This window comes from Burkholderia sp. MS389 (assembly GCF_016899425.1).
GTDB classification, from domain to species: domain Bacteria; phylum Pseudomonadota; class Gammaproteobacteria; order Burkholderiales; family Burkholderiaceae; genus Burkholderia; species Burkholderia sola.
On the sequence record NZ_CP045996.1, the window covers coordinates 691,086 to 715,737 of the forward strand.

The window sequence follows — 24,652 nt, forward strand, 5'->3', positions numbered from 1 at the left end:
ACGCGGTAACGGAGACCGAAGTCATCATGCTGTCATCAATTCGCGCACGGATCCTGGCGACGTGTGTCGCCATCGTCGTGACGGCGCTGGCCGTCACCGGCGGGCTCGTCTATTACGTCGTCAAGACCCACAACGACGAGGCCATCGACCAGAATCACAAATCGATCCTCGCCGGCCACGCGCTGGCGATCGACGAATGGGTGGCCAGCCGGTCGCGCGAAACCCAGGCGCTCGCGGATACGATCGCGATCGGCGACGGCGATCCGGTGCCGGCATTGAAGCTGCTCGGCAAGTCGGGCGGCTTCGAGGTGCTGACGCTCGGCCTGCCGGACAAGACCGCCTTCTCGAACGTGCCGCTCGCGCCCGGCTACGATCCGACCGCGCGGCCCTGGTACAAGCAGGCCGTCGGCGCGGGCCATCTGGTCGTGACGGCGCTCTACCGCGATGCGACAAGCGGCAAGCCGGCCGTCGCGTTCGCGGTGCCGGTGGTGCGCGACGGCGCGGTGAAGGGCGTGCTGGCGGCCAGCCTGTTCATGGAGAACGTGAGCTCGATCGTGACCTCCGTTCACCCGACGCCGGCGAGCTTCGCGTTCCTGGTGGACAAGGGCGCGCGCGTGATCGCGTCGGCCAAGACCGACCTGATCATGAAGCCGGCCACCGGCCTGTCGCCGGAACTCGATGCCGATCACCTCGGCGCGCTGCAGACGGCGTCGGCGCCCGTCGCGGTCGACATCGACGGCGCCGCCAAGCTGATGCGCGCACAACCGATCGTCGGCACCGACTGGTCGCTGGTGCTCGCGCTCGACAAGGGCGACGTGACGGCCGGCATGCGCGCGGTCGCGACGACCACGCTGCTGGCGATCGTGATCGTCGCCATCATCGCGGCCGCGCTCGTCGGCGCGATGACGAACGCGGCCTTCAAGCGCATCCTGATGGTGCGCGACGCGCTCACGGACGTCTCGAGCGGCAGCGGCGACCTGACGAAGCGCCTGCCGGCCGACGGCGCGGACGAAGCCGCGCAGATCGCGCGCGCGTTCAACGCGTTCGCCGAGAAGATCAGTGCGATCCTGCTGCAGATCCGCGCGTTCAGCACGTCCGTCAACCTCGCGAGCGCCGAGATCGCGCAGGGCAACCAGGATCTGTCGGCCCGCACCGAACACGCGGCGTCGAGCCTGCAGGAAACGGCCGCGGCGTTGGAGGAGATCGCCGGCACGGCGCGCAACTCGGCCGATGCGGCGAGCCAGGTGAACCGTCTGGCGGAATCGGCGTCGGATGTCGCGCTGCGGGGCGGCACGGTCGTGCGCGAAGTCGTGTCGACGATGAACGACATCACGCAGGCGTCGGCAGAGATCGCCAACATCGTGGGCGTGATCGACGGCATCGCGTTCCAGACCAACATTCTCGCGCTGAACGCCGCCGTCGAGGCGGCGCGCGCGAACGAGCACGGCCGCGGCTTCGCGGTCGTCGCCGGCGAGGTGCGTGCGCTCGCGCAGCGCAGCGCGCAGGCCGCGCGGGAAATCAAGCAGTTGATCCACTCGTCGGTCGAGAAGATCGAGGGCGGCTCCGGGCTCGTCCAGACGGCCGGGGCGACGATGGACGAGATCGTCGACGGCGTGCGCAACATCACGAGCGTGATCGCCGAGATCAGCGTCGCCGCGAAGGAGCAGAGCACGGGGCTCGAGCAGGTGAATCAGGCGGTGTCGCAACTCGACGACACGACGCAGCAGAACGCGGCGCTCGTCGAGCAATCGGCGGCAGCCGCGACGTCGCTGCGCGAGCAGGCGGCCCGGCTCGCGCAGACGGTGGGCGAGTTCAAGCTGGCGGAGCGCGCGGTGGCGGTGTGAGGGTTTGATTGACGGGGCCAGCGGGCCCCTGTTTCATGCGGCGCGGCTAAGTCGGTCCGGCTGGCGTACCCGCCGACGACGGGCGGGATTTCGTTCGTATCCTGCGCCGGTCCGCTGGTGCGTCGCCCACGCCGTGGCTGACTGCGATCGATCGCAAGCGGGGAGGCGGTATCGCCTTCGTTCCGTTCAGGCAAGCAGCCCGCGTGCGGCCAGATTCGCATACAGCGCGCGCACGCCGAAGGTCCACGGCGCGATCTCCGTGCAAAGCCGCACGGTGTTGACGAGCGCGCCGAGCGCGGGCGTCGAGATCGTCACGCGGTCGCCGAGGTGATGCGTGAATCCGCCGCCGGGCGCGTCGCGATCCTGGATCGGCGAGAACATCGTGCCGAGGAACAGCATGAAGCCGTCCGGATACTGGTGATGCGCGCCGCAGGTCTGCGCGACGAGGGCGGCCGGGTCGCGGCTGATCTCGCGCATGTGGCTGATGCCGTCGAGGACGAAGCCGTCGTCCGCGCCTTCGACGCGCAGCGACACGCTGCATTCCCGCACGCCATCGAGCGTGAAGCCATCGTCGAACAGCCGCACGAACGGGCCGATCGCGCACGAGCCGTTGTTGTCCTTGCATTTGCCGAGCAGCAGCGCCGAGCGGCCTTCGACGTCGCGCAGGTTCACGTCGTTGCCGAGCGTCGCGCCGACCGGCCTGCCGTCGCTGGCGACCGCCAGCACGATCTCCGGCTCGGGGTTGTTCCACACCGATATGGGCAGCAGCCCCACGTCCGCGCCGAAGCCGACCGCGGACATCGGCTGCGCCTTGGAGAACACCTCGGCGTCCGGGCCGATGCCGACTTCCATGTATTGCGACCACGCGCCGCGGCGCTCGAGCTCCGCCTTCAGGCGCAGCGCGGCTTCCGAGCCCGGCACGATCTTCGACAGGTCGGTGCCGATGGTCGCGGCGATGGTGTCGCGTACTTCCCGCGCCTTGGCCGGATCGCCGCCGGCCTGTTCCTCGATCACGCGTTCGATCAGGCTGACCGCAAAGGTCACACCGCACGCCTTGATCGCCTGCACGTCACACGGCGCGAGCAGGTGCGTCGCGCCCGGCGTGCCGTCCAGCGCCGCCTGCAACAACGGCTCGACGCGGCCGAGCGATTCGCCGGGGGCCGTGCGCGCGACCGCGACGGCATCGGGACGGTCGAACAGGTCGGCAGTGGTTGGCGCGGTGCGCGTGATGTCGAACACTTCGCCGCCACGTACGGCGACGACGCTCGGGCCCGCGTGGGCGCCGTCGTGCCGCCAGACGCGGCCGATCAGCAGCGCGTGGGCAAGGTCGTGCGGCAGGCAGTCGGAAACGGAAGGAGTACGCATGGTCAGCTCGGCAAGAGTCGGGGGCGGCGGGGTCAGTGCGAATGGCGCGGGTTGCCGCGCTGCTCGATCACCTTCAGATACAGCGTGGCCGGTTCGAGGCAGCCGCCGGTGGACAGCTGTCCGACGAACCGGCGATAGAGTTCCTGCCACGGCGTTTGCGCCTGCGGCACGGTGAAGCTGGCGGTTTCGCGGCGGCGCGCGAGTTCGTCCTCGTCGACGAGCACGTCGACACTGCGGCGGTTCAGGTCCACGCGCACGCGGTCGTTCGTGCGCAGCAGCGCGAGACCGCCGCCGACCGCGGCTTCCGGCGACATGTTCAGGATCGACGGGCTGGCCGACGTGCCGCTCTGGCGTCCGTCGCCCATGCACGGCAGCGACGTCACGCCGCGCTTCACCAGCTCGGCCGGCGGCGCCATGTTCACGACTTCGGAGCTGCCCGGATAGCCGACCGTGCCGCAGCCGCGGATCACGAGGATGCAGCGCTCGTCGATGTTCAGCGCGGGATCGTTGATGCGCGCGTGGTAATCCTCGGGGCCGTCGAACACGATCGCGCGCGCCTCGAACGTATTCTCCGCGCCCGGCTCGGAAAGGTAAGTCTGGCGGAACGCGTCGCCCACCACCGACATCTTCATGATCGCGCTGTCGAAGAAGTTGCCCGACAGCACCATGAAGCCGGCGCCATGCTTGAGCGGCGCGTCGGGCGTGCGGATCACGTCGCGGTCGGCGTCCTGCGCGGTGTCGGCGATCTCGCCGATCGCGCGGCCCGATACGGTCAGGCAGTCGCGCCGCAGCAGGCCGGCCGCATCGAGCTGGCGCAGCACCGCGGGCACGCCGCCGGCGCGGTGGAAGCTCTCGCCGAGGTATTCGCCGGCCGGCATGCAGTTCACGAGCAGCGGCACGGCTTCACCCAGGCGCTGCCAGTCGTCCAGGCTCAGTTCGACGCCCATGTGGCGCGCAATCGCGATCAGGTGAGGCGGGCAATTCGTCGATGCACCCAGCGCGGAGGCCACGACGATCGCATTCTCGAACGCCGCGCGCGTCATGATTGTCGACGGGCGCAGGTCTTCGCGAACGAGCTCGACCGCGCGCTTGCCGGTCGCGTAAGCCATCTGGCCGCGCTCGCGATAGGCGGCGGGAATGCTCGCGCACCCGGGCAGCGACATGCCCAGCGCCTCGGCGAGGCTGTTCATCGACAGCGCGGTGCCCATGGTGTTGCAGTGGCCGATCGACGGCGACGACGCCGTGGTCAGCTGCATGAAGCCTTCGTAATCGATCTCGCCGGCCGCGAGCAGGTTGCGCGCATGCCAGATCACCGTGCCCGAGCCGACCCGCTTGCCGTCGTGCCAGCCGTCGAGCATCGGGCCGCCCGACAGCACGATCGCGGGCAGGTCGACGGTGGCCGCGGCCATCAGGCACGCGGGCGTGGTCTTGTCGCAGCCGGTCGTCAGCACCACGCCGTCCAGCGGAAAGCCGTGCAGCACTTCCACCAGCCCGAGGTAGGCGAGATTGCGGTCGAGCGCGGCGGTGGGCCGGCGGCTTTGCTCGGCCAGCGGATGCACGGGGAACTCCATCGGAATGCCGCCCGCGTCGCGGATACCGGCCTTGGTGCGTTCGGCCAACTCGATGTGGTGGCGGTTGCACGGCGCGAGGTCGCTGCCCGTCTGTGCGATGCCGATGACAGGACGGCCCGACTGCAGTTCCTCGCGCGTCAACCCGTAGTTCATGAAGCGCTCGACATAGAGCGCGGTCATGTCTGCGTGCGCGGGGTCGTCGAACCATTCCTGGCTGCGCAGACGGCGAGGGGTGTGTGACATGGCAGGCTGTCTCCTGAGGGGCCTTCTTCATTTTGCGTGCCGGATGGTACCGGTAACATCGATTGGATGTTAGCACGGCTTTTTTGCGTAGCGGAAGGGATTTCGTGCGCGCGTGGCGAAGGAATGGGGCAGGGGGCCGGTGCGAAGCCGCGCGCATCGCGTCTTGGGACGCGCGCGGCCGTCGGCTTGTCACGCGCTTTCCCGCGCGATGATCGTGTAGTCGATACGGATGCTTTTCGAGTCGGTCGGCTCGCCGCCGTCGCGCGCTTGCAGCGCCGCCAGCAACGCTTCGCCGGTGCGCAGCCCGATGCCGTACGCATCGACCGACACGGTGGTGATGGTCGGGTGGCAGCACTCGGCGACTTCGAAGTTCCCGAAGCCGGCCACGGCGATGTCGGCGGGCACGGTGAGGCCGCGCCGGTGGCATTCCATGATCGCGCCGAATGCCGACATGTCGCTCACGCACATCACCGCGTCGGTATCCGGCCAGCGCTCCAGCAGCGCGGCCATCGCGGGCCCGCCGTGGCTCATCGTGATCGGCGATTCGCCCAGCCGCACGACGCGCGGTTCGCCCAGGCCCAGCGCCTTGATCTCCGCCTGGTAGCCCTTGAGCCGGTCCAGGCCGCGGCGATCCAGTTCGCTCGCGCCGACCAGAAAGCCGATGCGCCGGTAACCGCGCTCGGCCAGGTGGCGCACCATCGCACGGGCGGCGCGCACGTTCGAGAAGCCGACGGCGGTGTCGATCGGGCGCGTGGGCAGGTCCCACATCTCGACCACCGGAATCGCCGAGCGCTCCAGCACCTTGCGCGTCGCTTCGGTGTGCTGCGACCCCGTCAGCGCGATGCAGCGCGGCTGGTGTCGCAGCATCGAGCGGACGAGCCGTTCTTCCCGTTCCAGGTCGTAATCGGTATCGCCGAGCAGCAATTGCAGACCATGCGGCTCGAGCGCATCGGTCAGGCCGCGCACGGTGTCCGAGAAGTTGGAGCTCGACAGCGACGGCACCAGCACCGCGACGAATTCCGAGCGTCCCGACGACAGCGCACCGGCGGCGGCATCCGCCACGTAGCCGAGCTGGTCGATGGCCTCGCAGACCCGTGCGCGCGTCTCGGCGGCCACGCTGTGGCCGGCGAGCACGCGCGACACCGTCATCTTCGATACGCCGGCGAGGCGCGCTACGTCGGACATGCGGGGCGGCCCGGCGGGCCGGACGGCGGTGGGACTGGGCATCGGAATCGCGATCGGGAGAAAGCCGGAAAGGCTACATCATACCGGTGCGGCATACCGCGCAGGCGGGTCGCGCCGTACCCGTCGCGGTAAGCTCCGTACTAGGGAAACCACGCGTTCGGCGGGACTTGTATGCGCGTATCGCAGCATGCTACCTTCAGATTTGTTACCGGTATCAGCGTGCCGATCGCTTCCCGTCGCCTCGTCGGCTTTTTTTTGCCACCGAATGTTATCGGTAACATCGATGCGCCAAGCGCACGCGACGGTACGAAGAAGACCTACACAATCAGGAGACAGACCGATGCCATCCCTAACGCAGGCCGCTGCCGCACCGGCCGCGGCCGACTCGTCCGAAGACGCCCTTTACCGCAAGGTCATGCGGCGCATCCTGCCGTTGCTGCTGCTGTGCTACGTCGTGGCCTACCTGGACCGCGTCAACGTGGGCTTCGCGAAGCTGCAGATGCTCGACGACCTGAACCTGAGCGACGGCGTCTATGCGCTCGGCGCCAGCATCTTCTTCTGGGGCTATTTCCTGTTCGAGATGCCCAGCAACCTGCTGCTGCATCGCTACGGCGCGCGCTTCTGGATCGCGCGGATCATGATTACGTGGGGGATCGTGTCGTCGTCGATGGCGTTCATCGTGCCGCTCGCGCAGTTCTTCCACGTGCAGACGACCACGATGTTCTACACGCTGCGCTTCCTGCTGGGGCTGTGCGAAGCGGGTTTTTTCCCGGGCGTCATCCTGTACATGAACTACTGGTTCCCGGCGCGCCGCCAGAGCGTGGCGATGTCGGGCTTTTTGGTCGCGATCCCGCTGAGCCTGACGCTGGGCAGCGTGGTGTCCGGCTGGCTGATGGAGCAGACGCACGGCCTGTCGGGCATGAGCGGCTGGCAATGGATGCTGCTGCTCGAAGGGCTGCCGTCGATCGTGGTGGCGTTCATCGTGCTGGCCTGCCTCGGCGACGGCCCGCAGTCGGCGAAATGGCTGTCCGCCGACGAGAAAGCGGTGCTGTCACGCAATCTCGAATCCGAGGCCGCGCACAAGTCGCACAGCATCGGCGCCGCGCTGCGCAGCCCGCGCGTCTGGCTGCTCACCTTCATCCTGCTGACGTTCAATACCGGCTTCTACGGGCTGGCCTTCTGGCTGCCGTCGATCATCCGCGCGTCGGGCGTGCACAGCCCGCTGCACATCGGCGTGCTGACGGCCATTCCGTACCTGACGGCGATCTTCGCGATGGTGTGGAACGCATCGCACTCGCGCAAAACCGGCGAACGCCGCCTGCACGCGGCGATTCCCGCGCTGATCGGCGGCGTTTTCCTGATCCTGAGCGCGGCGTTCGCGCAGAACGTGGCGCTGTCGATCGTATTCCTGACTATCGCCACCTGCGGCATCCTCGCACTGATGCCGATCTACTGGACCTTTCCGGGGCAGATCCTGTCCGGCACGGCCGCGGCCGCCGGCATCGCGCTGATCAACTCGGTGGGCAACCTGTCCGGCTTCACGGGCTCGATGATCACCGGCGTCGCCAAGCAAATGACAGGCAACATCAACAACGGCACCTATGCGCTCGGTGCTTGCCTGTTGGTCAGCTGCGTGCTGATCGCGTCGATTCCACGCGATATTTTGCGGCCGCCAGCGGGGCGGTAGGGCGTTCGTTCAACGTTACGTCCGCTGGGGGCCGCGATATCGCGTCGCCCCCGGCGCCGGATGCATCAGGTCATGTGGATTGATCTCGTGTGAGTTCGCTCGACGATCACACGCGGAATTCCGGATCTCTCCAACCAGCGACGCCCTGCTCGCTGCTCGCTTTTCTCGTGAGCGGCCGTCATGCGTCCTCCAGTGCGAAGCGCACCTTGTCCCCGAGCGTGCGCAACCGTTCAACCGGTTCGTTCGAGAACACGAAACGGACGTACTGCTCGCCGTGTGCGACGCCCCATCCGGTCATCGCCGTCGCACATACGCCGCGGTGCAGCAACCGCTCCGACATCTGCGATCCGGTCAGGCCGAAGTCGGACACGCGCAGCAGCATCGACCAGCCGCCCGCCGGCATGCCGAACGGGAGCCCCGACAGTTCAGCGGAGACCGTGTCCCGCCGTCTCTCGAGTTCGCTCACATAGCCAGGCAGATCGGAGGCGGAGTGTTCTAGCGCAACCGCCGCGGCCTCCTGGGCAATGCCGACCGGCACCACGACATTGGCGAGCGACACGGCCACGAGATCGGGAATCAGCCATTCCGGCGCGACGATCCAGCCGACCCGCCAGCCGATCATGCGCAACTCTTTCGACGCTGCGCCGACCGTCACCGTACGCTCGGCCATGCCGGGCAGGCCGGCGGGATGGATGACCGTGCGTCCATCGAAGAGCAGCCGTTCCATCGCGCTGTCGAGGATCAGCAGCAGATCGTTCTGCACACACAGGCTCGCGATCAGTTGCCAGTCGGACGCATCGAAGAAGCCGCCCGAAGGCATCGAAGGAGACATCAGCAGCATGGCTCGCGTTTTCGGACCGATTGCAGCCCGCAGCGCGACGTGGTCGAGCTTCCATTCGCCGCCCGGCGTGAAGGCGAACTGCACTTGCCGAGGTACGCCGCCCGCCAGGCGGACGCGGTTCAGCAGACCTGCGTACGTCGGATCGGTGACGATGACTTCGTCGCCGATCTCGACGGTGGCGAGCAGCGTGTTCAGAATGCCGGAGAGTCCGCCCGCCGACACCACCACCTGGTCGGTCGTGAAGCGCTGCCCGGAAAGCGCCGACACGTGGGCGGCCGCGCTCGCGCGCAGCCGATCCTGACCGACGAATGGGAGATAGGAGTTGGCCGAATCTCGCTGGATGGCCGCTCGGGTGAAGGCGAGCGCTTCCGCGGTAGGCGGGATGTCGGTATCGAGATTTTCGAGTCGCAAAAGGTCGACGTCGGCATGATCGGCGATCGAACCCATGCGATCGACGCCGATACCGGCGATGTGCTGCAGACGGACAGGGCGGTGGTGGCGCATCGAGCCTCCGGATTTGTTACAATTTAATAGATAATCTATGCATGGTGGTCGGGATGAATTTGGAAGTCAAGGAGGATCGCTCGCTGGCCGATCGGATCGCTGGCGCATTGGCGGACCGCATCATCTCGGGCGCCATCGCGCCGGGGGAATGGCTGCGTCAGGACCATATCGCGGCAGAGTTCGGTGCGAGTCATGTGCCGGTACGCGAGGCGTTCAGACGGCTGGAAGCGCAGGGATTGGCCGTGGTGGAGCCGCGACGAGGCGTGCGGGCGGCGCCGCTCGAGCCGGCGGACGTGCTTGAAATGGCGAAGATGCGTGCTGCTTTCGAGGCGCTGGCGCTGCGGGAGGCGATTCCCGCGCTCGATGCACGTGCGCTGGAGGAGCTCGATGCGATCCTCGATCAGGAAGCGGCGGCGCGTGGCATAGCCGTGCTTGGCACGCTGAACCTGAGGTTTCATCGCGCATTGACAGTGCGGTGCGGGATGCCGCGGCTCGTCGCTGCGATTGGCGACATGCATCGGGCCAGTGCGCGGCATTTGTATGCGACGTGGCAGCAGCTCGACTGGCAGGATCGCTCGAATGATGAGCATCGGAACATCGTTCGGGCGATACGCGAGGGTGATGTGGACGCAGCGTGTGCGGCCTTGTCAGCGCATATTCTGGCTGCGGGGGATGCGCTGGCTCAGGCGTTGCGGAGGCGGTAGGAATGCGGGCCGAGCCGCAGTTATCAAGCGGTTCATAGGACCGGCTTTGGGAACGGCTGGTGTCTTCTAAACGCGTCGGGCGGCATCCGGCCATCGACAGTCGTAGGCAATCGCTCTCAAGCAGCCATTCGAACGTCGGCTGTACCTTGCCCAGGGACACACGCGTGCCAATCGTATCCGTCGCGGCACGCCACGCCCTGTACGCGAAGGCGCGAATGTGGGCGCGTCCGATCGTCTTGGAACACGCGCACCGGACACCGACCGATGCCGTGGCGCTTGACCCGGAATGCGACTCGGTCGCCGCTACCGATAAACAGCCCGTGGCTGCACCGGCGGGGCGACGACTAAATTGACGCGAGCAGACAAGCGGCAGCGTGTACCTTAGACTCCTGCCGCAATGACCATTGAGTGGCCGGAGGCTTCGTCAACGAGAGCATCCGGGAGATGCATCCGGTTCAGGGACGACATCGCCTTTGTCCATCTGATCAGCATCCGAGCGAGTCCCGAAAGGTTTGGGCAACCGCATGGAAGCGTTGCTGCGGCAAAGCCGCTCGGCCGTCGCGGTGAATCCTGTGAACGATAGAAGTATCTGCTATATGGCGACCAAGCTGTCATTCGAAGTTCTCGAAGTGTTGGATGCAATTGACCGGACCGGTACATTCGCCGAGGCGGCCGAGTTGTTGCATAGAGTTCCGTCGACGCTCACTTACCTTGTGCAAAAGCTGGAAAGTGACATGGATGTCGAGCTGTTCGACCGCAGCGGCAGACGGACGAGACTCACGGAAGCGGGTCGTGCTGTTGTGGAAGATGGGCGTCGACTTTTAGACGCGGCTCGACACCTGGAGGCCAAAGCAAAAGGTATTCGAGACAGTTGGGAATCGGAGCTTCGACTATGCGTCGATGCAATCTTGCCAATCCAGTCCTTATGGCCGTATGTCCATGCCTTCTACGACCTGGAGATGAATACCCAGCTAAGTCTTTCCACCGAGGTGCTTGGGGGCGTGTGGGATGCCCTGGTTACGCGGCGTGCCGATCTCGCGATAGGGGCGTTCGGCGAGCCGCCGCATGCCGCCAATATTGCGGCCCGGCCAATCGGAACCCTCCGGCACGTTTTTGTCGTGGCACCGGACCATCCACTCGCCCGCATGCCCGAGCCGTTGGAGAGCGAAACGATCGCAAGATATCGAGGTGTTGTCATCAGTGACACTTCCCGCGAACTGCAACCGCAATCTGTGGCCACCCGTGACGGACAGCCGCTGATCATCGTGCCGACGCTCGCAGCCAAACTGCAAGCACTGTGCGAAGGTATTGCTGTCGGGATGCTGCCCGATTTCGTAGCGAAAGAACCGATACACGAAGGCAGGCTGGTCGCGCGTCGCATTGTGGGTGTGCGCGAGTTCACGAATGGCTACCTCGCTTGGCGCGAGGACAAGGTAGGGAACGCTTTGAACTGGTGGATTGCGCAACTAGACAGCGCCGATCTGCTTGAACGGCTCCTGACGCCGCGTCAAGAGAGTAAAGGGCAGCCCGGGGCGCCCGCTTGCGCAGTCCGTTACCAAAGCGCGGAGTAACAGGCCATCAGTGCTACTGTCCGAGCACCTTCGCCGGTGCATGCAGTTGGACATTCGAAGGTCAGCTTGGCACCGAACCTTGCCGTTGAGTTGCCGAGGCACCCAATGGCTGCGACGGGTCGTTCAGCGTCGGTCGCGCGTTGCAGGGCAGCGGCCGGCCGCGTTCGGCCAACTACGGTCAGTCGACGGTGGTCCCAAGATCGTCGACAATGCGGCTGCGGAGGACGTGGAGAGCAGATATGAACAAGACTCGAGAATTCTTGCTACCGTTCGGAATCGACCTCAGGGTTGAAGGCGGAATCGCAAGTATCGAATCCGACTTGCCGGAAGCGCTCCCGAGATTCAGTGATCCCGTCGAAAACGGACGCATCGTAGGGGTTGTTGAAGGCGTCGAGCAATTGTTGCTTTCGCTTGCGCGTGTCGGTATCGATTTATCCAATCCGCAGTTCGCACAGGCAATCAACGATTGCGTAGCCAACCTTCAATCAAGCTGATCGGCGAATTTCCATGTACGGCCACAAGCGGTCGGTCGACTTCAACGTCCAGATCGTTGACTATTGCGTATGGGTCTTTGGCCACTCTCAGTCACGAAACCGTATGAGGTGCCTAGTCATACATGAACTACCCTCCACTTGAACTTGGTGCTGTTTTCCAAACGGACTGGACAGAGCATCCTATTCGCGTGATCGCGTTTGATGCAGATGTGGTCATGTATGACGCTTGGTGGCCACACAAGCAAGCCTGGGGCATGGAGAACCTGTCCGGCACCTTTAGCTACTACCGCGTGCGACGCACCTTGTTTTTGTCACGAGCGCACTATCTGCGAACCGATGAATACACTGAGCTCGAGGCTAGCATTCACAGGCCAGATCTTCCCTTGGCCTACGCGCAGTTCGAATCGTTGAACTGGTATGACCAAAGGCCCGAATCTCTATCGCAACTGGCTCAACAGATCGCCCAAGCACGAGGCCATCAAAACCCGAGCGATGATGCTTCGCTTCTAAAAACATCAGCCATCTACCTCGCGCCTTTCGGTCCAAAGGGCAGCCAGAAGCCGCCGACGGTATGCTATGCGCAGGACGGCTATGCGTTCAACGAATCAGAAGTTCTATGGAACGCGTGGCAATTCCAGGCCCCGCACCTAGGTGATCGCCATCTCACGAGCGGCATCGGCATCTATCGTTTGGGGGTTCGGCGGCGCACCCCGACTTTCTATATCTGGGGTTCTTTGAGCCAGCTGAATGGAGGAACGAGCAGCTCGTAAGAAAGGGGAGCCACGATTGCTCCTGTCGCTGCTCTGCGTCCCGCGAACGGCTGCTTCCGGGATAGCCCGACGGCTGCTCCGGGTCGTTCAGCGCCATTCGCGACCGCGTGCAGGTCTTCATTCCGACCGCCGGCTCACGACACCCTGCGCCGCATCCCCCGCACCTGCAGCCAAATGGCGGATATCAGGAAATAAAGCGCACCCACTCCCGCATAGCCGGCGATCTTCACGATCGCGGGCGGCATCGGCGCGTGGCTTTGCAAAATGAAGAACAACCCGGCCAGTGCCGATTGCGCGCCGCTCAGCACCATCACCCACTGCGCACCGGCATGCTTCCACCGCCGCACGGCAGTGCCGAGCTGCAGCGCGCCAGACAGAATCGCCCAGACGCCGAACACCGTGAGCACCGCCGGCAGGCCCGCACTCAACGCCGGAAATACCGCCAGTGTCGTGACGGCGCTGATCGCGACGTTGACCGCCTGCGTGCGGTTTGCCGCCATCCCGCCGCTGCGGGCGAGGTCGACGAAATTGGCGAGCGCATCCCAGGCCGGATAAACGACCAGCAGGACCGCCGCGCCGGCCGCGCTCTGCCGGCCGACGGAAAACGCCAGCGCGACCCAGATCAGCGAGAATATCGCCCGGGAAAAGTAATACCGTTTCAACCAGTGTTCGTCGGCAGGGGCGTGGAATTCGGGGTAGCGATCAGTCATTTGCACTCCTTGTTACATTGAATCGTCGTTCCGGCCCGCATGCACGATTCCCACCACGCGAATGCGGCCTCGACCGGATCTCCAGTGCGCCGAGTATCGCAATCGTCCGCGCCTGCCGCCATCGGTCAGATATCCGATGGCGAAGTTCACCGGCTGCTCGCACCGATGCCAGTGAACATCGCACCGGATTGGCCCCGGCGCGCCGCCGACGCACATGCCCCTGCACGCCGCGACGCCGTCGCGTATGATCTTTTTCCCATCCTCGCGAATGTCTCCGCCCACCCGATGCCCGACGCCGAAGCCCATCACGCCCCGCTGCGCATAGTCGACGCCGTCCGCGCGCTGGCCTTCATCGGCGATCTCAGCATGGGCCAGCCGACGGACCATTCGCCGCGCACCAGTTGGTTGGCGGCGCAGCTCGCGCACGCGGCACGATTCGATGCATCGGTCTGCGACACGGCCCGCGAGGTGGCGCTGTTGCGCTGGTCGGGCTGCACGGCGAACGCGGCGGGCTTCGCGCAGATATTCGGCGACGACGTCGCGATTCGCGCCGCAATGCTCGCGAGTCAGCCCGGCATGGCCGAAGCGATCGGCGGCGCGGGTGCCGCGCTGATCCCGCTCGCGCAAATCCATTGCGAAGTCTCGGGCGAAGTTGCGCGAATACTCGGCCTGTCCAGCGCGACGGAAACCGCGCTGCGGCACATTTTCGAAACCTGGGACGGCAACGGGCTGCCTGCGCGGCTCGTGCGCGAACAGGTGCCGCCCGCCGTGTCGATCGTCGCGCTGGCGGGCGATCTCGACGTGTTCAGCCGCACGTACGGCATCGAACGGGCCCTCGAATTGATCGGCCAACGCGCGGGGTCGCGCTATCCGGCCGTGCTCGTCGAGACGGCTGCGCGCGACGCACCGCGCTGGCTGGCGGCGCTCGAACACATGGCGCCCGCCGACCTGGACGCCGCACTGGCCACGCCGGACATGTGGGGCGCGACGTCCGCCGAATTGATTGCGGACGTCATCGATCTGAAATTGCCGTGGATGACGGGTTTTTCGCGTTCGGTCGCCGCGACGGCCGCCGCGTGTTACGGCCGTCTGTCGCCGGACGAGGCCGCGCGCGAACGCGTGTACCGCGCCGGACTGATTCACGGCATCGGCAGGGCCGCGGTGCCGAACGACGTGTGGAATCTGCCGACGCGGCTGCCTGCGAGCGCGTGGGAAAAGGTGCGACTCGTGCCGTACTGGACCGAGCGCGCCGGCAGGCAGACCGGCGCGCTCGGCGAAGCCGCCGTGCTTGCGTCGTATGCGTACGAGCGGCAGGACGGCTCGGGCTATTTCCGCGGCGTGCGCGATACGGCGCTGACGCTGGAAGCGCGTGTGCTGGCGGCGTCGCTGGCGTGGGTCGCGTTGCGCTCGGCGCGTCCGTGGCGAACGGCCCTGAGCGATGCGGCCGCCGCCGGCCAGTTGCAGGAAGAAGTGGCCGGCGGCCGGCTGTGCGGCGAAGTGGTGGCGGCGCTCGTGACGGGCGGGCCGCCCGTGGTCCGGCGCATCGCGACGGGCGCGTCGGCCGCTGGCCCGCGCCTGTCCGCGCGGGAAATCGACGTGCTGCGGGCGATTTCCCGCGGTGCGAGCAACAAGCAGGTCGCGCAGGCGCTCGCGATGAGTCCGAGCACGGTGCGCACCCATGTCGAGAAGGCGTTCCGCAAGCTCGAATGTTCGACACGCGCCGCGGCGACCCTCAAGGCATCGGCGCTCGGGCTGCTCTGATGCGCTCCGCGACGCGGATTCGCTTTCGTGTGTACGCCGACGCTCACGGCCGTTCGCGTTCCGGGCCGAAGCCCGGACGGACGGCAGCACGCATCGACGTGCGCGCGGCGGGCGCGCGTGCAAGCGAGATGCCCAGCGCGGCGCCGACAGCGAGGAACACCGAGATCGACAGGAGTGCGACGATGAACGCGTGCGCGATGGCCGCCGGATCCTGGCGCGTACCGAGCGTCGTATAGAAAATGCCGCCGATGATCGCGACGCTCAGCGACGTGCTGACCTGCAGCGTCGAGCTGGCGATGCCGGCGATCATGCCCGACAGCGCCGGTGCGACGCGCCCCGTCACCATGCGCATCAGCGTCGGCAGCGCGAGCCCTTGTCCGAAACCGATGACGAAGAGCACGACCGCGAGCGGCACGGCAGCGAGCGGCATCCCGAGCGGCGTGGCGTCGATCAACCACGCGAGGCCGACGAGCCCGACGATCTCGAGGCTCATCCCGAACGGATTGACGTAAGCGCCGATGACACGCGAGCAGAAGGGCGTCGACAACGGGCCGAGCAGGAACCCGACGCCGAACGGCAAGAACACGAGGCCCGCGCTCAGCGCGTCGACGTGCAACGCATTCTGCAGATACACCGAGAACAGCAGGAAGAACGCGCCGATCGAGTACAGCAACAGCGCGATCAGCAACGCGCGGCCCAGCCCCGGTGCGCGCAGCGCGGCCGGATCGAGCAGCGGGGCGCCGCCGCGGCGGCCGAGCCGGCGCTCGTAGCGCCAGAAGAAGCCGGCGAGGGCCGGCACCGCGAGCAGCGACGCCCAGGCCCAGACGGGCCAGCCTGCTTCGCGCCCCTCGATCAGCGGCACGATCAGCGCGCCCAGCGTCAGCATCGACAGCGCGGTGCCGCCGAGGTCGAGCTTGCGCGCATGCTGTGCACGCGTTTCGTTCAACAGCGGAATCCCGAACAGGACGACCAGAATCGCGAGCGGCAGGTTGACGAGGAAGATCGTGCGCCAACCCAGATTCAACAGGTTCAGCGAGATCAGGATCCCGCCCAGCGCCTGCCCGACCACGGCGGCGAGGCCGAATACCGCGCCGTACAAGCTGAGCGCGAGCGGCTTTTCCGCTTCGGGAAAGATTGCCTGGATCGAAGCGAGCGCCTGCGGCGCCATGATCGCGGCCGTCACGCCCTGCAACGCGCGGCCGACGATGAGCGTCCACGGCGAACTCGCGAGACCGCACAGCGTCGAGGCGATCGCAAAGCCGATCAACCCGAGGAAAAACACGCGGCCGCGGCCGAACAGGTCGCCCAATCGCCCGCCGGTGATCAGCGTCACCGCGTACAGGCCCGCATACGATGAAATGACGAGTTGCTCGGCGGATGACGACGCGCCCAGTTCCGCGCGGATCGACGGCAGCGCGACATTGACGATGAAGAAATCCAGCGGCGGCAGAAACGCGCCGACGAGCAGGACCGCAAACATCGCCCAGCGGCGCGGGTCGGGTGAGACGGGGTCATTTCGTGACATGGACGGCTCTCCATACGGAACCATTCGGTTCCAAATTGGGTAAAAAAATATCAGTCGAGGATGCGCATCGTGCGGTCGACCAGCGCGAGCATGTCGTGCTCGGACACACCGGTTTTCCCCAGCACGCGCATCCCTTCGATCTGGCAGACAAGCAAACGCGCCAGCACCTGTTCGTCCTGCTCCGCGATCTCGCCGCTTGCCTGGCCACGGACGATCGCACCGGCATAGAGCTGTTGCAGGCGTCGGAACAGGCGCCCGGTGCGTTCCGCGACATCGGCGTCGCGCGCGGCCAGTTCGGTGGTCATCGCGACCGCGAGACATCCGCGCCGGCCCGCGTCGCCGACGGACAGGCGCGCATAGCGCAGCAGCGAATCGCGAATCGCATCCTTCACGGCGCCGGGTTGCGACAGGATGTCCGCGGTCGCCTTGAGCCCATCGGCCATGTACAGGTCGAGCGCCGCCAGCAGCAGCGCCTTCTTGTCGCCGAACGCCTTGTACAGGCTGCCGCGCGACAGGCCGGTGCCGGCCATCAGGTCGGGCAGGGACGCGCCCTCGTATCCGCGGTCCCAGAAAACGTCCATCGCGTCGCGCGCGGCATCGCCAAGTTCGAATTCGCGCGGACGGCCCACGCCAGCCGGATTTGCCATGATCGGTTTCGCAAACGATGCGGTGCCTGAAGTTGGAGTGATTATATGGACCGATCGGTTCCGATGTCAACGTGTGTGTCGACCGGGCGCGGCGATGGTCGCCCCCGGGTGCCGCGCACCCGTCGCTGGCCACCGGACCGTTCACGCGCCCGACAGCCCGACGCACACCGGCGGCGCACGATCGCCCCACGGCGCGGCGCGTTCGAGCTGGGCGGCGAGCGAGAACAGCAGCGACTCCGCGCCGAATGCCGCCGCGAACTGGCTGCCGATCGGCAAACCTTGTTCGTCCCGGTAAAGCGGCACCGACATCGCGGGCTGGCCGGTCGCGTTGAACCAAGCGGTGAACGGCGAAAACCGATGCGACCGATCGATGACGTCGCTCAACGATTGCGCGTCGTCCACCGTCGCGAGTGCGGCCGGTGCGAGCGGCGGCATCGCGAGCGTCGGCGTCAGCAAAACGTCGTAGCGCTCCATCAACCGGCCGAACGTCCTGCCCAACGCATGGATCCAGTCGACCGCGCCCGCGTACTCGGCGCCGCTCACGTTGCCCTTTTCGCGCACGATGATGCGGGTGCGCGCCTCGATTTCGTCGTCGCGTAGCGGCGCGTGTCGCTGAGCGCCGATCGTGTCGAGCAGTGCGCGCGTTTGCGCGCCGATGATCGTGAACACGTGGCCATAGAAAGCGGCCGAATCGACGGGACTGTCGAGCGGCTCGACGTCATGTCCGAGCGAGCGCAGCAACGCGACGGTATGGTCCAGTGCGGCTCGGCATGCCGGATGAAGCGGCCAGGGCGGCGCGTGCTCGATCACGGCGATTCTCAGCGGCCGCGGATCGCGCTGCGTGGCCGCGAGAAACGTGTCGGCCTGGTGCGGCGACGCATAGGGCGCGCCGATATCGGCGCCGGCGGTCAGGTCCAGCAACGCGGCGCTGTCGCGCACCGAGCGCGTGATCGCGTGGTTGATGCCCATGCCGGCCCATCCCTCGCCGATCATCGGGCCATTCGGCGTTCGGCCGCGCGTCGGCTTCAACCCGAATACGCCGCAACAGGAAGCGGGCACCCGCAACGAGCCGCCGCCGTCGTTGCCGTGCGCGAACGGCAGCACGCGGGCGGCGACGAGCGCCGCCGCGGCGCCGCTCGAACCGCCGGCGCTCACGTGCGGATGCCACGGATTGCGCGTGACGCCGAAACGCGCGGACGACGTGCAATAAGACGTGCCCAGTTCCGGCGACAACGAGGTCCCCGCGATCGGTATGCCGGCCCGCCGCAGCCGCGCCACGAGTTCGCCGTCGAAGTCCGGCCGGTAGTCGCCGAACAAAAACGATCCGTTCGACATCCGCGCGCCGCGCACCGGCATGAACAGGTCCTTGATCAGCGTCGGGACGCCGGCGAGTATGCTTTCGCGCCCGGTGACGGACGACGCGGCCTGTCTCGCCGAGTCGTCGAGTCGTTCCGCCACGGCATTCAGCGCGGGGTTGAGCGTATCGAGACTGGCGAGCACGGCGTCCAGCAATTCGGTCGGCCGTACTTCTTTTGCACGGACGAGCGCTGCGAGCGCGATGCCGTCGTGCGTGGCGATGAGCGTCTGAAAATCTTTCATGGGTCTAGGGTTCGGGAACGGGAAAACGTGAATGGGTTATGCGTCGTCGCGACGGCGAAGCGCCGGCAACAACCACGACAACGCGGCGACGGCCGTGCCCGCCGCAATCGCGAACACCGCCGCGCGCAATCCGCCGAATGCCTGCGCACAGCCGAGCACGACGAGCGGGCTGACGAACTGGCCCAGATAGAGCGCGGCCGTGAAACCGCCGAGGCCGCGGCCGCGCATCGCGAGCGACAGCGTGCGCATTAGCGGCAGGATCGCATTGGGCACCAGCATGCCGCCGCCGAAGCCGTGAATCACGACCGCCACGACGATGGCCGGCACCGTATGCGCGCGGGCCAGCAAGAACAGGCCCGCCGCGAGCAGCGCCAGGAGCACGACGTTGACGAAGCGGCGGCCGAGCGCGTCGCGCAACCATGGCCACGCGATCGAACCGGCCAGCGTCGACAGCAGGCCGACGCCCGCGACCGCACCGATCATCGTCGACGAGCGCTGGCCGATGTCGACCATCAGCTGCGGCATCTGCACCGGCACCACGAACGAACTGACCATGCCGATGCAGATCAACCCGTAGCCGACCGCGAGCGTCGGCGCGAGCCGGTTGCCGGCCGGCGGCGTGCCGTTGTCGGCCGGCCCGGCGGGCTGACCGTCGCGCAGCGGTTCCCACAGCACGGTCGCAATCGCCGGCACGAGCAGGATCGGCAACAGGTACAGATAGAACGGGTAGCGCCACGCGTGCTCGCCGGCCGCGCCGCCGAGCACGAAAAACACCGTGCCGACGATACCGATCGTGACGACCTGCCGGTTCACGTAGCGCACCCGCTGTTCGCCATGCCAGTAATCGCCGATCAGCGTCGTGCAGCAGGTCATCACGCACGCTTCCGCCGCGCCGAGCGCGAGCCGGCACACGAGGATCGCGGCGAGGCTGTCGAGCCACGCCGGCGCCGCGCCGACGAGCCCGTACACGAGCGTCGCGAGCAACAGCAACATCTTGCGTCCGACGCGATCGGCCAGCCAGCCGGCGAGCGGCGCGCACAGCGCGATCGCGAGCGCGGGGCCCGTCGCGATGAGCGGCACGAGCGCGGCCATGCGCGGGTCGGCCGGCACGAATTCGGCCGCGAGTTTCGGCAGGATCGGCGCGATCATGACCGCGCCCATCACGGTGAGACTGCTGCCGAGCAGCAGTACGGCGCCCTGGCGGGTACCGGCCTGCCGGGCGGCACGCGGGTAGGCGGGCGCGGATTGCGTTGAGGAAAGCGGATTCATCGACGGCTCCCGAATCGGAACATCAGAACGACAGCGCGGCACGCAGCGCGATCTGGTAACCCTGCGCGCGGTTCCGCGCGCCGAATTCCTTGTACGCATGCAGCCAGACCGCGGGCTTGCCCGGCTCGACGTAACTGATCGCCGGGCCCAGCGCATTCACGCGCGCGCGGTTGCCGTCGATGGTCGGGCCGTGGTCGTTGCTCAACTGCCGCTCGATGTAGCCGCCCAGGCCCGCCGTGAAAGGGCCGATGTGCTGGCCGAGCGCGAATTCCTGGCGGAACCCGGTGCCGCTGCGATAGTTCGTCGCGCGGTTGGTCGTGTTCTGATCGATCTCGATGCTGGTCGAGATTTCGAATCCGCTATCGGTGATGTACGTCGCGCCGATGATCGGCGAGAAGGTCCAGTGGTTGACGCCCGGATTGAAGAGCCGCGTGGCGCGATACGCACCGGTCGGCGCCTGCACCTGCAGCGCGACGTTGACGAACAGGTTCGGCGAGGTCCATGCGAGGATCAGCGGCTGGAAGTCCGCATCGCCGATGTTGGTCGGATCGGCCGACATCGCGAGCGTGCCGGCCGGCGTCGGCACGTTCACGTGGCCGTTCAGGTTCAGGAACGGCACGACCGCGCCGAAGCCGACGTTCGCGCCGAACAGTTTCGCGTTCGTCATCCGGATGTACGCGAGGCTCCAGGACGCGACCGTCAGCGAGAAGTCGGTGTTGCCGCCGTTGCGGATCGTGCGGGTCGAGTAGTACGCGAAGCGCGTGGCGAGCGTGCCGTTCGGCGTGGGCGGCGGCGTGATGCCCGCGCCGAAATCGAATACGCCGAACGGCGTGATCGGACCGTCGTTTTCGAGCGCGTGGGCGTGCTGGCAGGCGAGCGTGGCCGCCAACGTGCCGATCGCGACGGCGGTGGTGCGTGTGCGGCAGCGCCGCACGCCGTGCGGACGTCTGAGGATTTCCATCGTGCCGTTCCCCGTACAGTTGAAATGTGTACGGAGTCTAGGAACGTCAAAATCCGGCGCGTTATCCGCTTTTGGTAATTATCGCGGCGGGCGTTTGAGCGTGTCGGACGGCAGTTCGCCGAACAGTTCCCGGTAGTGCGACGCGAACCGGCTCAGGTGCCAGAAGCCCCAGCGGCACGCGACGTCGCTGACCGACGTGCTCGCCGGGGAATGTTCGCGCAGTTCGCGGCGCACCGCGTTCAGCCGCAGCACGCGCAGGTACCACGCGGGGTGCGTGCCGAGGATTTCCTCGAAGCAATACTGCAATTTGCGCCGGCTCGCGCCGACTTCGCGGCATACGTCGAGCACCGTCAACGGCACATCGGGCCGTGCCGCGACGAGTTCGCGCACGCGATCGACGACGCGGTGCCGCGCGGATGGATCGAGCCGCACGGGGCGGCCGGCGGCTTCCATCGCGTGCACGAGTTCGACCAGGATGGCGTCGCGCAGCGACTTGCGCGTGTGCGGCCGGGCGAGCGGGCGCTCCGGTGTATCGCACGCCCCGAAGCCGGCCACCAGCAACGAGGTCAGTGCGTGATGGCGTGCGGCGGGCACCCGCAGGATGCGGGTTTCGTTCGACGATACGCGGTCGCCGTCTTCGTCCTGATCGCCGAGCCACGCCAGTTGGTGCAGCGTGTCGTTGGGCACCGTCAACAGCACGACGTCCTGATGGTCGGGCGTGCGCAGTTCCGGCAGCGAGGTGCCGCCGGAGACGAGCAAGGCCTTGTCGCGCAGCAGCGCGCCGCCGCAGAAGCCGGCGCCGGCGGTTTCCAGCGGGATGCTGAACGACGTGCTGCCGGCGCACTGGTCGCCGCGCTTGAGCAGCGCGCGGTTCACGCGTTCGCGCAGCAACTGCATGCCGTCGAAGCGGATTTCATGCAGCGTGCCATGGAACGGCCCGGGCGACAGCTGATCGAGCCGGATCGACCAGCCGTGCGTGCATTCCGCGTGGGTATCGACATCCTCGCTGGCGAAGCGCCGGATCAACGGCAGCGCGTCAGGCGCGGTGTCGGCAAGGCTTGCGGCGGACGACAGCGGAGCGGAATGCATGGGGAGTGGGGCGGTGGACGAGGCGTCCGCCGACAATGCGCACACAAATTCCGGTTGGCAATGCGTTTTTACCCGGGGCCGCGGGTGCGGTGCCGCCGCGGATGACGGGACGCCGCGTCGGGCATGCATGATTCGGTATGGCGCCCGCACCCGCAAGGACCCGCCAGCGGGCGCGGAACGCGCAACGGGAAATCGAACGCGCGGCGACGCCGGTTCAGTCGAGCCCGCCCTGGCACAGATACTTGATCGACAGATAGTCGTCGAGGCCATAACGCGAGCCTTCGCGACCATAGCCCGATTCCTTCACGCCGCCGAACGGCGCGGCCTCGCTCGCGAGCGCGCCTTCGTTGATCCCGACGATGCCGGTTTCGAGCCGCGCCGACACGCGCGCGATGCGCCGCACGTTCTGCGTGTAGAAATACGCGGCGAGCCCGAACGGCGTGTCGTTCGCGGCGTCGACCGCTTCGTCCTCCGTATCGAACCGGAACAGCGCGGCGACCGGGCCGAAGGTTTCCTCGCAGGTCAGCTGCATGTCGGCGGTGGCGTCGGCGAGCACGGTCGGCGCGTAATAGTTCGCACCGAGCTCGGTCAGGCGCTTGCCGCCCGTCAGCACGCGCGCGCCGCGTTCGACGGCATCGCCGACGTGCCGCGCGATCTTGTCGACCGCGCGCGCGTTGATCATCGGGCCGATCTGCGCGGCCGGGTCCGTCGCCGGCGCAACCTTCAGCGCGGCGACGCGCGCGGCGAGCTTCGCGGCGAATGCATCGTAGACGCCGGCCTGCACGTACACGCGATTCGGCGACACGCACGTCTGCCCGCCGTTGCGGAACTTGGCGGCCATCAGCCCGTCGACCGCGGCATCGAGCTCCGCATCGTCGAACACGATGAACGGTGCATTGCCGCCCAACTCCAGCGACAGCTTCTTCAACGTCGCCGCCGAGTCGCGCGCGAGCAGCTTGCCGACGGCCGTCGAGCCGGTGAACGTGATCTTGCGCACGCGGCCGTCGGCGAGCCAGTCGGCCGCGGCTTCCACGCCGCGTTCGCGCGACGCGGTAATCAGGTTCAGCACGCCGGCCGGTACGCCGGCTTCCTGCGCGAGAAACGCGAGCGCGAGCGCGGTCAGCGGCGTGTCCTCCGCCGGCTTCGCGACGACCGTGCAGCCGGCCGCGAGCGCGGGTGCGATCTTGCGCGCGATCATCGCGAGCGGGAAATTCCACGGCGTGATCGCCGCGACGACGCCGATCGGCTCCTTCACCGCGCTGAGCCGCTTGCCGCGCTGCTGCTGCGGGATCAGGTCGCCGTACGTGCGCGTCGCTTCCTCGGCGAACCACAGCACGTACGACGCACCGTACGCGACTTCGCCGCGCGCTTCGGCAAGCGGCTTGCCCTGTTCGCGCGACATCAGCTTCGCGAGATCGTCGGTGTGCGCGACGATCGCCGCATGCCAGGCACGCAGGATCGCGGCGCGTTCGCGCGCGGGCGTCGCGCGCCACGCGGGCAGCGCGCGGGCCGCCGCGTCGGTCGCCGCGCGGGCGTCGGCGGCGCCGCTGTCGGGTGCGTGGGCAACGGTATCGAGCGTGGCCGGATCGGTGACGGCGAAGCGGCGGCCGTCGAGCGCATCGCGCCAGGCGCCGTCGATCAGGTTGGCGGTGCGGACGAGTTCGGTTCGGGACAGCGTAAGCGGCATGACAGTTCCTTGAATGAAGCGGTTCGGCGGCAACGACAACGACGGCGGAGCGGGCGCGCGACGACCCCACGCGGACAGCGGGCTGCCGCGTTCAGGGGTGTCGCGCGTACGTCAGTGACGTTCGCCGAACAGCGATTCGAGCGGGTAATGCCGTTTGACGAACGGCGATTTGATGATCACGTAACTGAAATACTTCTCGATGCCGATGTTCTGCTCGAGCAGCCCTTCGACGATCGTCTGGTAATGGCTCACGCTGCGCGTGATGAACTTCAGCAGATAGTCGTAGCCGCCGCTCGCGAGGTGGCATTCGACGATCTCGTCGACGTTGCGGATCGCCGCGACGAAGCGGTCGAAATCCTCGCGCCGGTGGTCGGCCAGCGTGACCTCGGTAAACACGACCTGCACGTCGCCGAGTTTCTCGAGCTGGATGTGCGCGCCGTAGCCGCCGATGTAGCCGGCCTTCTCGAGCCGCTTCACGCGGATCAGGCATGGACTGGGCGACAGCCCGACCGCATCGGCCAGCTCGACGTTGGTCATGCGGCCGCGCTTCTGCAACTGGGAGAGGATGCGCAGGTCGATGCGATCCAGCTTGCTGTCCGTCATGTTCACGTGAGAAGGCAAAAAT

At 67.0% G+C, this 24,652-nt stretch carries 21 protein-coding genes; 7 read left to right on the top strand and 14 right to left on the bottom strand.

What is annotated here, in order from left to right; genetic code table 11:
- Positions 1-26: 26 nt before the first annotated feature.
- Positions 27-1,844 carry a methyl-accepting chemotaxis protein gene (locus tag GJG85_RS32705; protein WP_050016818.1) on the top strand — a complete coding sequence of 606 codons (1,818 nt, stop codon included), beginning with the start codon at positions 27-29 and terminating at the stop codon, positions 1,842-1,844.
- 186 nt (positions 1,845-2,030) lie between these two features.
- On the opposite strand, the gene GJG85_RS32710 is transcribed toward GJG85_RS32705, so the two are convergent.
- From GJG85_RS32710 to GJG85_RS32720, 3 genes are all read right to left on the bottom strand, one after another.
- A complete protein-coding gene (locus GJG85_RS32710) occupies positions 2,031-3,209 on the bottom strand; it encodes a fumarylacetoacetate hydrolase family protein (RefSeq protein WP_050016820.1) in 1,179 nt (392 codons plus the stop codon).
- 32 nt (positions 3,210-3,241) lie between these two features.
- Entirely contained in the window at positions 3,242-5,023 is a 1,782-nt protein-coding gene (locus tag GJG85_RS32715) for an IlvD/Edd family dehydratase (protein ID WP_204384514.1), read from the bottom strand.
- A 189-nt stretch (positions 5,024-5,212) separates the two neighbouring features.
- Positions 5,213-6,250 carry a LacI family DNA-binding transcriptional regulator gene (locus tag GJG85_RS32720; RefSeq protein ID WP_080334360.1) on the bottom strand — a complete coding sequence of 346 codons (1,038 nt, stop codon included), beginning with the start codon at positions 6,248-6,250 and terminating at the stop codon, positions 5,213-5,215.
- A 298-nt stretch (positions 6,251-6,548) separates the two neighbouring features.
- On the opposite strand from GJG85_RS32720, the gene GJG85_RS32725 reads away from it, so the two are divergent.
- Positions 6,549-7,895, top strand: coding sequence for an MFS transporter (locus GJG85_RS32725; RefSeq protein ID WP_204384515.1), 1,347 nt, complete (start codon positions 6,549-6,551; stop codon positions 7,893-7,895).
- Between the two features lie 178 nt (positions 7,896-8,073).
- On the opposite strand, the gene GJG85_RS32730 is transcribed toward GJG85_RS32725, so the two are convergent.
- Positions 8,074-9,240, bottom strand: coding sequence for a pyridoxal phosphate-dependent aminotransferase (locus tag GJG85_RS32730; protein WP_204384517.1), 1,167 nt, complete (start codon positions 9,238-9,240; stop codon positions 8,074-8,076).
- Positions 9,241-9,293: 53 nt separating this feature from the next.
- On the opposite strand from GJG85_RS32730, the gene GJG85_RS32735 reads away from it, so the two are divergent.
- The 4 genes from GJG85_RS32735 (at position 9,294) to GJG85_RS32750 (ending at position 12,779) form a co-directional block, all read left to right on the top strand.
- On the top strand, positions 9,294-9,944 hold the full coding sequence (locus GJG85_RS32735; RefSeq protein ID WP_239469007.1) for a GntR family transcriptional regulator: 651 nt from the start codon (positions 9,294-9,296) through the stop codon (positions 9,942-9,944).
- Between the two features lie 596 nt (positions 9,945-10,540).
- Positions 10,541-11,515, top strand: a complete 975-nt coding sequence (locus GJG85_RS32740) for a LysR family transcriptional regulator (protein ID WP_089490418.1) — start codon at positions 10,541-10,543, stop codon at positions 11,513-11,515.
- A 239-nt stretch (positions 11,516-11,754) separates the two neighbouring features.
- Entirely contained in the window at positions 11,755-12,009 is a 255-nt protein-coding gene (locus GJG85_RS32745; protein ID WP_150123356.1) for a hypothetical protein, read from the top strand.
- A gap of 122 nt (positions 12,010-12,131) precedes the next feature.
- On the top strand, positions 12,132-12,779 hold the full coding sequence (locus tag GJG85_RS32750) for a hypothetical protein (protein ID WP_150123357.1): 648 nt from the start codon (positions 12,132-12,134) through the stop codon (positions 12,777-12,779).
- Between the two features lie 134 nt (positions 12,780-12,913).
- On the opposite strand, the gene GJG85_RS32755 is transcribed toward GJG85_RS32750, so the two are convergent.
- Together GJG85_RS32755 and GJG85_RS32760 are read right to left on the bottom strand one after the other, a co-directional pair.
- A complete protein-coding gene (locus tag GJG85_RS32755) occupies positions 12,914-13,489 on the bottom strand; it encodes a DUF308 domain-containing protein (RefSeq protein WP_089490417.1) in 576 nt (191 codons plus the stop codon).
- A gap of 12 nt (positions 13,490-13,501) precedes the next feature.
- The gene (locus tag GJG85_RS32760) at positions 13,502-13,876 is read right to left on the bottom strand and encodes a hypothetical protein (protein WP_204384845.1); all 375 of its coding nucleotides are present in this window, start codon (positions 13,874-13,876) and stop codon (positions 13,502-13,504) included.
- Here GJG85_RS32760 and GJG85_RS32765 point away from each other — a divergent pair.
- Complete coding sequence (locus GJG85_RS32765) at positions 13,775-15,250, top strand: HD domain-containing phosphohydrolase (RefSeq protein WP_204384518.1); 1,476 nt, start codon at positions 13,775-13,777, stop codon at positions 15,248-15,250. The genes GJG85_RS32760 and GJG85_RS32765 overlap by 102 nt on opposite strands.
- 43 nt (positions 15,251-15,293) lie before the next feature.
- Here the strand turns inward: GJG85_RS32765 and GJG85_RS32770 are convergent, their stop codons facing one another.
- The 8 genes from GJG85_RS32770 to GJG85_RS32805 form a co-directional block, all read right to left on the bottom strand.
- The gene (locus GJG85_RS32770) at positions 15,294-16,775 is read right to left on the bottom strand and encodes an MFS transporter (protein WP_050016840.1); all 1,482 of its coding nucleotides are present in this window, start codon (positions 16,773-16,775) and stop codon (positions 15,294-15,296) included.
- Between the two features lie 50 nt (positions 16,776-16,825).
- Positions 16,826-17,422, bottom strand: a complete 597-nt coding sequence (locus tag GJG85_RS32775) for a TetR family transcriptional regulator (protein WP_050016842.1) — start codon at positions 17,420-17,422, stop codon at positions 16,826-16,828.
- 141 nt (positions 17,423-17,563) lie between these two features.
- The gene (locus GJG85_RS32780) at positions 17,564-19,021 is read right to left on the bottom strand and encodes an amidase (RefSeq protein ID WP_050016843.1); all 1,458 of its coding nucleotides are present in this window, start codon (positions 19,019-19,021) and stop codon (positions 17,564-17,566) included.
- Positions 19,022-19,057: 36 nt separating this feature from the next.
- Entirely contained in the window at positions 19,058-20,290 is a 1,233-nt protein-coding gene (locus tag GJG85_RS32785) for an MFS transporter (RefSeq protein WP_050016845.1), read from the bottom strand.
- A 22-nt stretch (positions 20,291-20,312) separates the two neighbouring features.
- The gene (locus GJG85_RS32790; RefSeq protein WP_050016847.1) at positions 20,313-21,251 is read right to left on the bottom strand and encodes a transporter; all 939 of its coding nucleotides are present in this window, start codon (positions 21,249-21,251) and stop codon (positions 20,313-20,315) included.
- 78 nt (positions 21,252-21,329) lie between these two features.
- On the bottom strand, positions 21,330-22,340 hold the full coding sequence (locus GJG85_RS32795) for a helix-turn-helix domain-containing protein (RefSeq protein ID WP_089490414.1): 1,011 nt from the start codon (positions 22,338-22,340) through the stop codon (positions 21,330-21,332).
- 214 nt (positions 22,341-22,554) lie between these two features.
- The gene (locus GJG85_RS32800; RefSeq protein WP_050016851.1) at positions 22,555-24,027 is read right to left on the bottom strand and encodes an NAD-dependent succinate-semialdehyde dehydrogenase; all 1,473 of its coding nucleotides are present in this window, start codon (positions 24,025-24,027) and stop codon (positions 22,555-22,557) included.
- A gap of 111 nt (positions 24,028-24,138) precedes the next feature.
- The gene (locus GJG85_RS32805; RefSeq protein ID WP_006749694.1) at positions 24,139-24,630 is read right to left on the bottom strand and encodes a winged helix-turn-helix transcriptional regulator; all 492 of its coding nucleotides are present in this window, start codon (positions 24,628-24,630) and stop codon (positions 24,139-24,141) included.
- Positions 24,631-24,652: the final 22 nt, after the last annotated feature.

Excerpts from the sequence above, each read along its gene's own strand:
- GJG85_RS32705 (WP_050016818.1), top strand. The coding sequence starts at position 27 with ATGCTGTCATCAATTCGCGCACGGATCCTGGCGACGTGTGTCGCCATC.
- GJG85_RS32710 (WP_050016820.1), bottom strand. The coding sequence starts at position 3,209 with ATGCGTACTCCTTCCGTTTCCGACTGCCTGCCGCACGACCTTGCCCAC.
- GJG85_RS32715 (WP_204384514.1), bottom strand. The coding sequence starts at position 5,023 with ATGTCACACACCCCTCGCCGTCTGCGCAGCCAGGAATGGTTCGACGAC.
- GJG85_RS32720 (WP_080334360.1), bottom strand. The coding sequence starts at position 6,250 with ATGCCCAGTCCCACCGCCGTCCGGCCCGCCGGGCCGCCCCGCATGTCC.
- GJG85_RS32725 (WP_204384515.1), top strand. The coding sequence starts at position 6,549 with ATGCCATCCCTAACGCAGGCCGCTGCCGCACCGGCCGCGGCCGACTCG.
- GJG85_RS32730 (WP_204384517.1), bottom strand. The coding sequence starts at position 9,240 with ATGCGCCACCACCGCCCTGTCCGTCTGCAGCACATCGCCGGTATCGGC.
- GJG85_RS32735 (WP_239469007.1), top strand. The coding sequence starts at position 9,294 with ATGAATTTGGAAGTCAAGGAGGATCGCTCGCTGGCCGATCGGATCGCT.
- GJG85_RS32740 (WP_089490418.1), top strand. The coding sequence starts at position 10,541 with ATGGCGACCAAGCTGTCATTCGAAGTTCTCGAAGTGTTGGATGCAATT.
- GJG85_RS32745 (WP_150123356.1), top strand. The coding sequence starts at position 11,755 with ATGAACAAGACTCGAGAATTCTTGCTACCGTTCGGAATCGACCTCAGG.
- GJG85_RS32750 (WP_150123357.1), top strand. The coding sequence starts at position 12,132 with ATGAACTACCCTCCACTTGAACTTGGTGCTGTTTTCCAAACGGACTGG.
- GJG85_RS32755 (WP_089490417.1), bottom strand. The coding sequence starts at position 13,489 with ATGACTGATCGCTACCCCGAATTCCACGCCCCTGCCGACGAACACTGG.
- GJG85_RS32765 (WP_204384518.1), top strand. The coding sequence starts at position 13,775 with ATGCCCGACGCCGAAGCCCATCACGCCCCGCTGCGCATAGTCGACGCC.
- GJG85_RS32760 (WP_204384845.1), bottom strand. The coding sequence starts at position 13,876 with ATGGTCCGTCGGCTGGCCCATGCTGAGATCGCCGATGAAGGCCAGCGC.
- GJG85_RS32770 (WP_050016840.1), bottom strand. The coding sequence starts at position 16,775 with ATGTCACGAAATGACCCCGTCTCACCCGACCCGCGCCGCTGGGCGATG.
- GJG85_RS32775 (WP_050016842.1), bottom strand. The coding sequence starts at position 17,422 with ATGGCAAATCCGGCTGGCGTGGGCCGTCCGCGCGAATTCGAACTTGGC.
- GJG85_RS32780 (WP_050016843.1), bottom strand. The coding sequence starts at position 19,021 with ATGAAAGATTTTCAGACGCTCATCGCCACGCACGACGGCATCGCGCTC.
- GJG85_RS32785 (WP_050016845.1), bottom strand. The coding sequence starts at position 20,290 with ATGAATCCGCTTTCCTCAACGCAATCCGCGCCCGCCTACCCGCGTGCC.
- GJG85_RS32790 (WP_050016847.1), bottom strand. The coding sequence starts at position 21,251 with ATGGAAATCCTCAGACGTCCGCACGGCGTGCGGCGCTGCCGCACACGC.
- GJG85_RS32795 (WP_089490414.1), bottom strand. The coding sequence starts at position 22,340 with ATGCATTCCGCTCCGCTGTCGTCCGCCGCAAGCCTTGCCGACACCGCG.
- GJG85_RS32800 (WP_050016851.1), bottom strand. The coding sequence starts at position 24,027 with ATGCCGCTTACGCTGTCCCGAACCGAACTCGTCCGCACCGCCAACCTG.
- GJG85_RS32805 (WP_006749694.1), bottom strand. The coding sequence starts at position 24,630 with ATGACGGACAGCAAGCTGGATCGCATCGACCTGCGCATCCTCTCCCAG.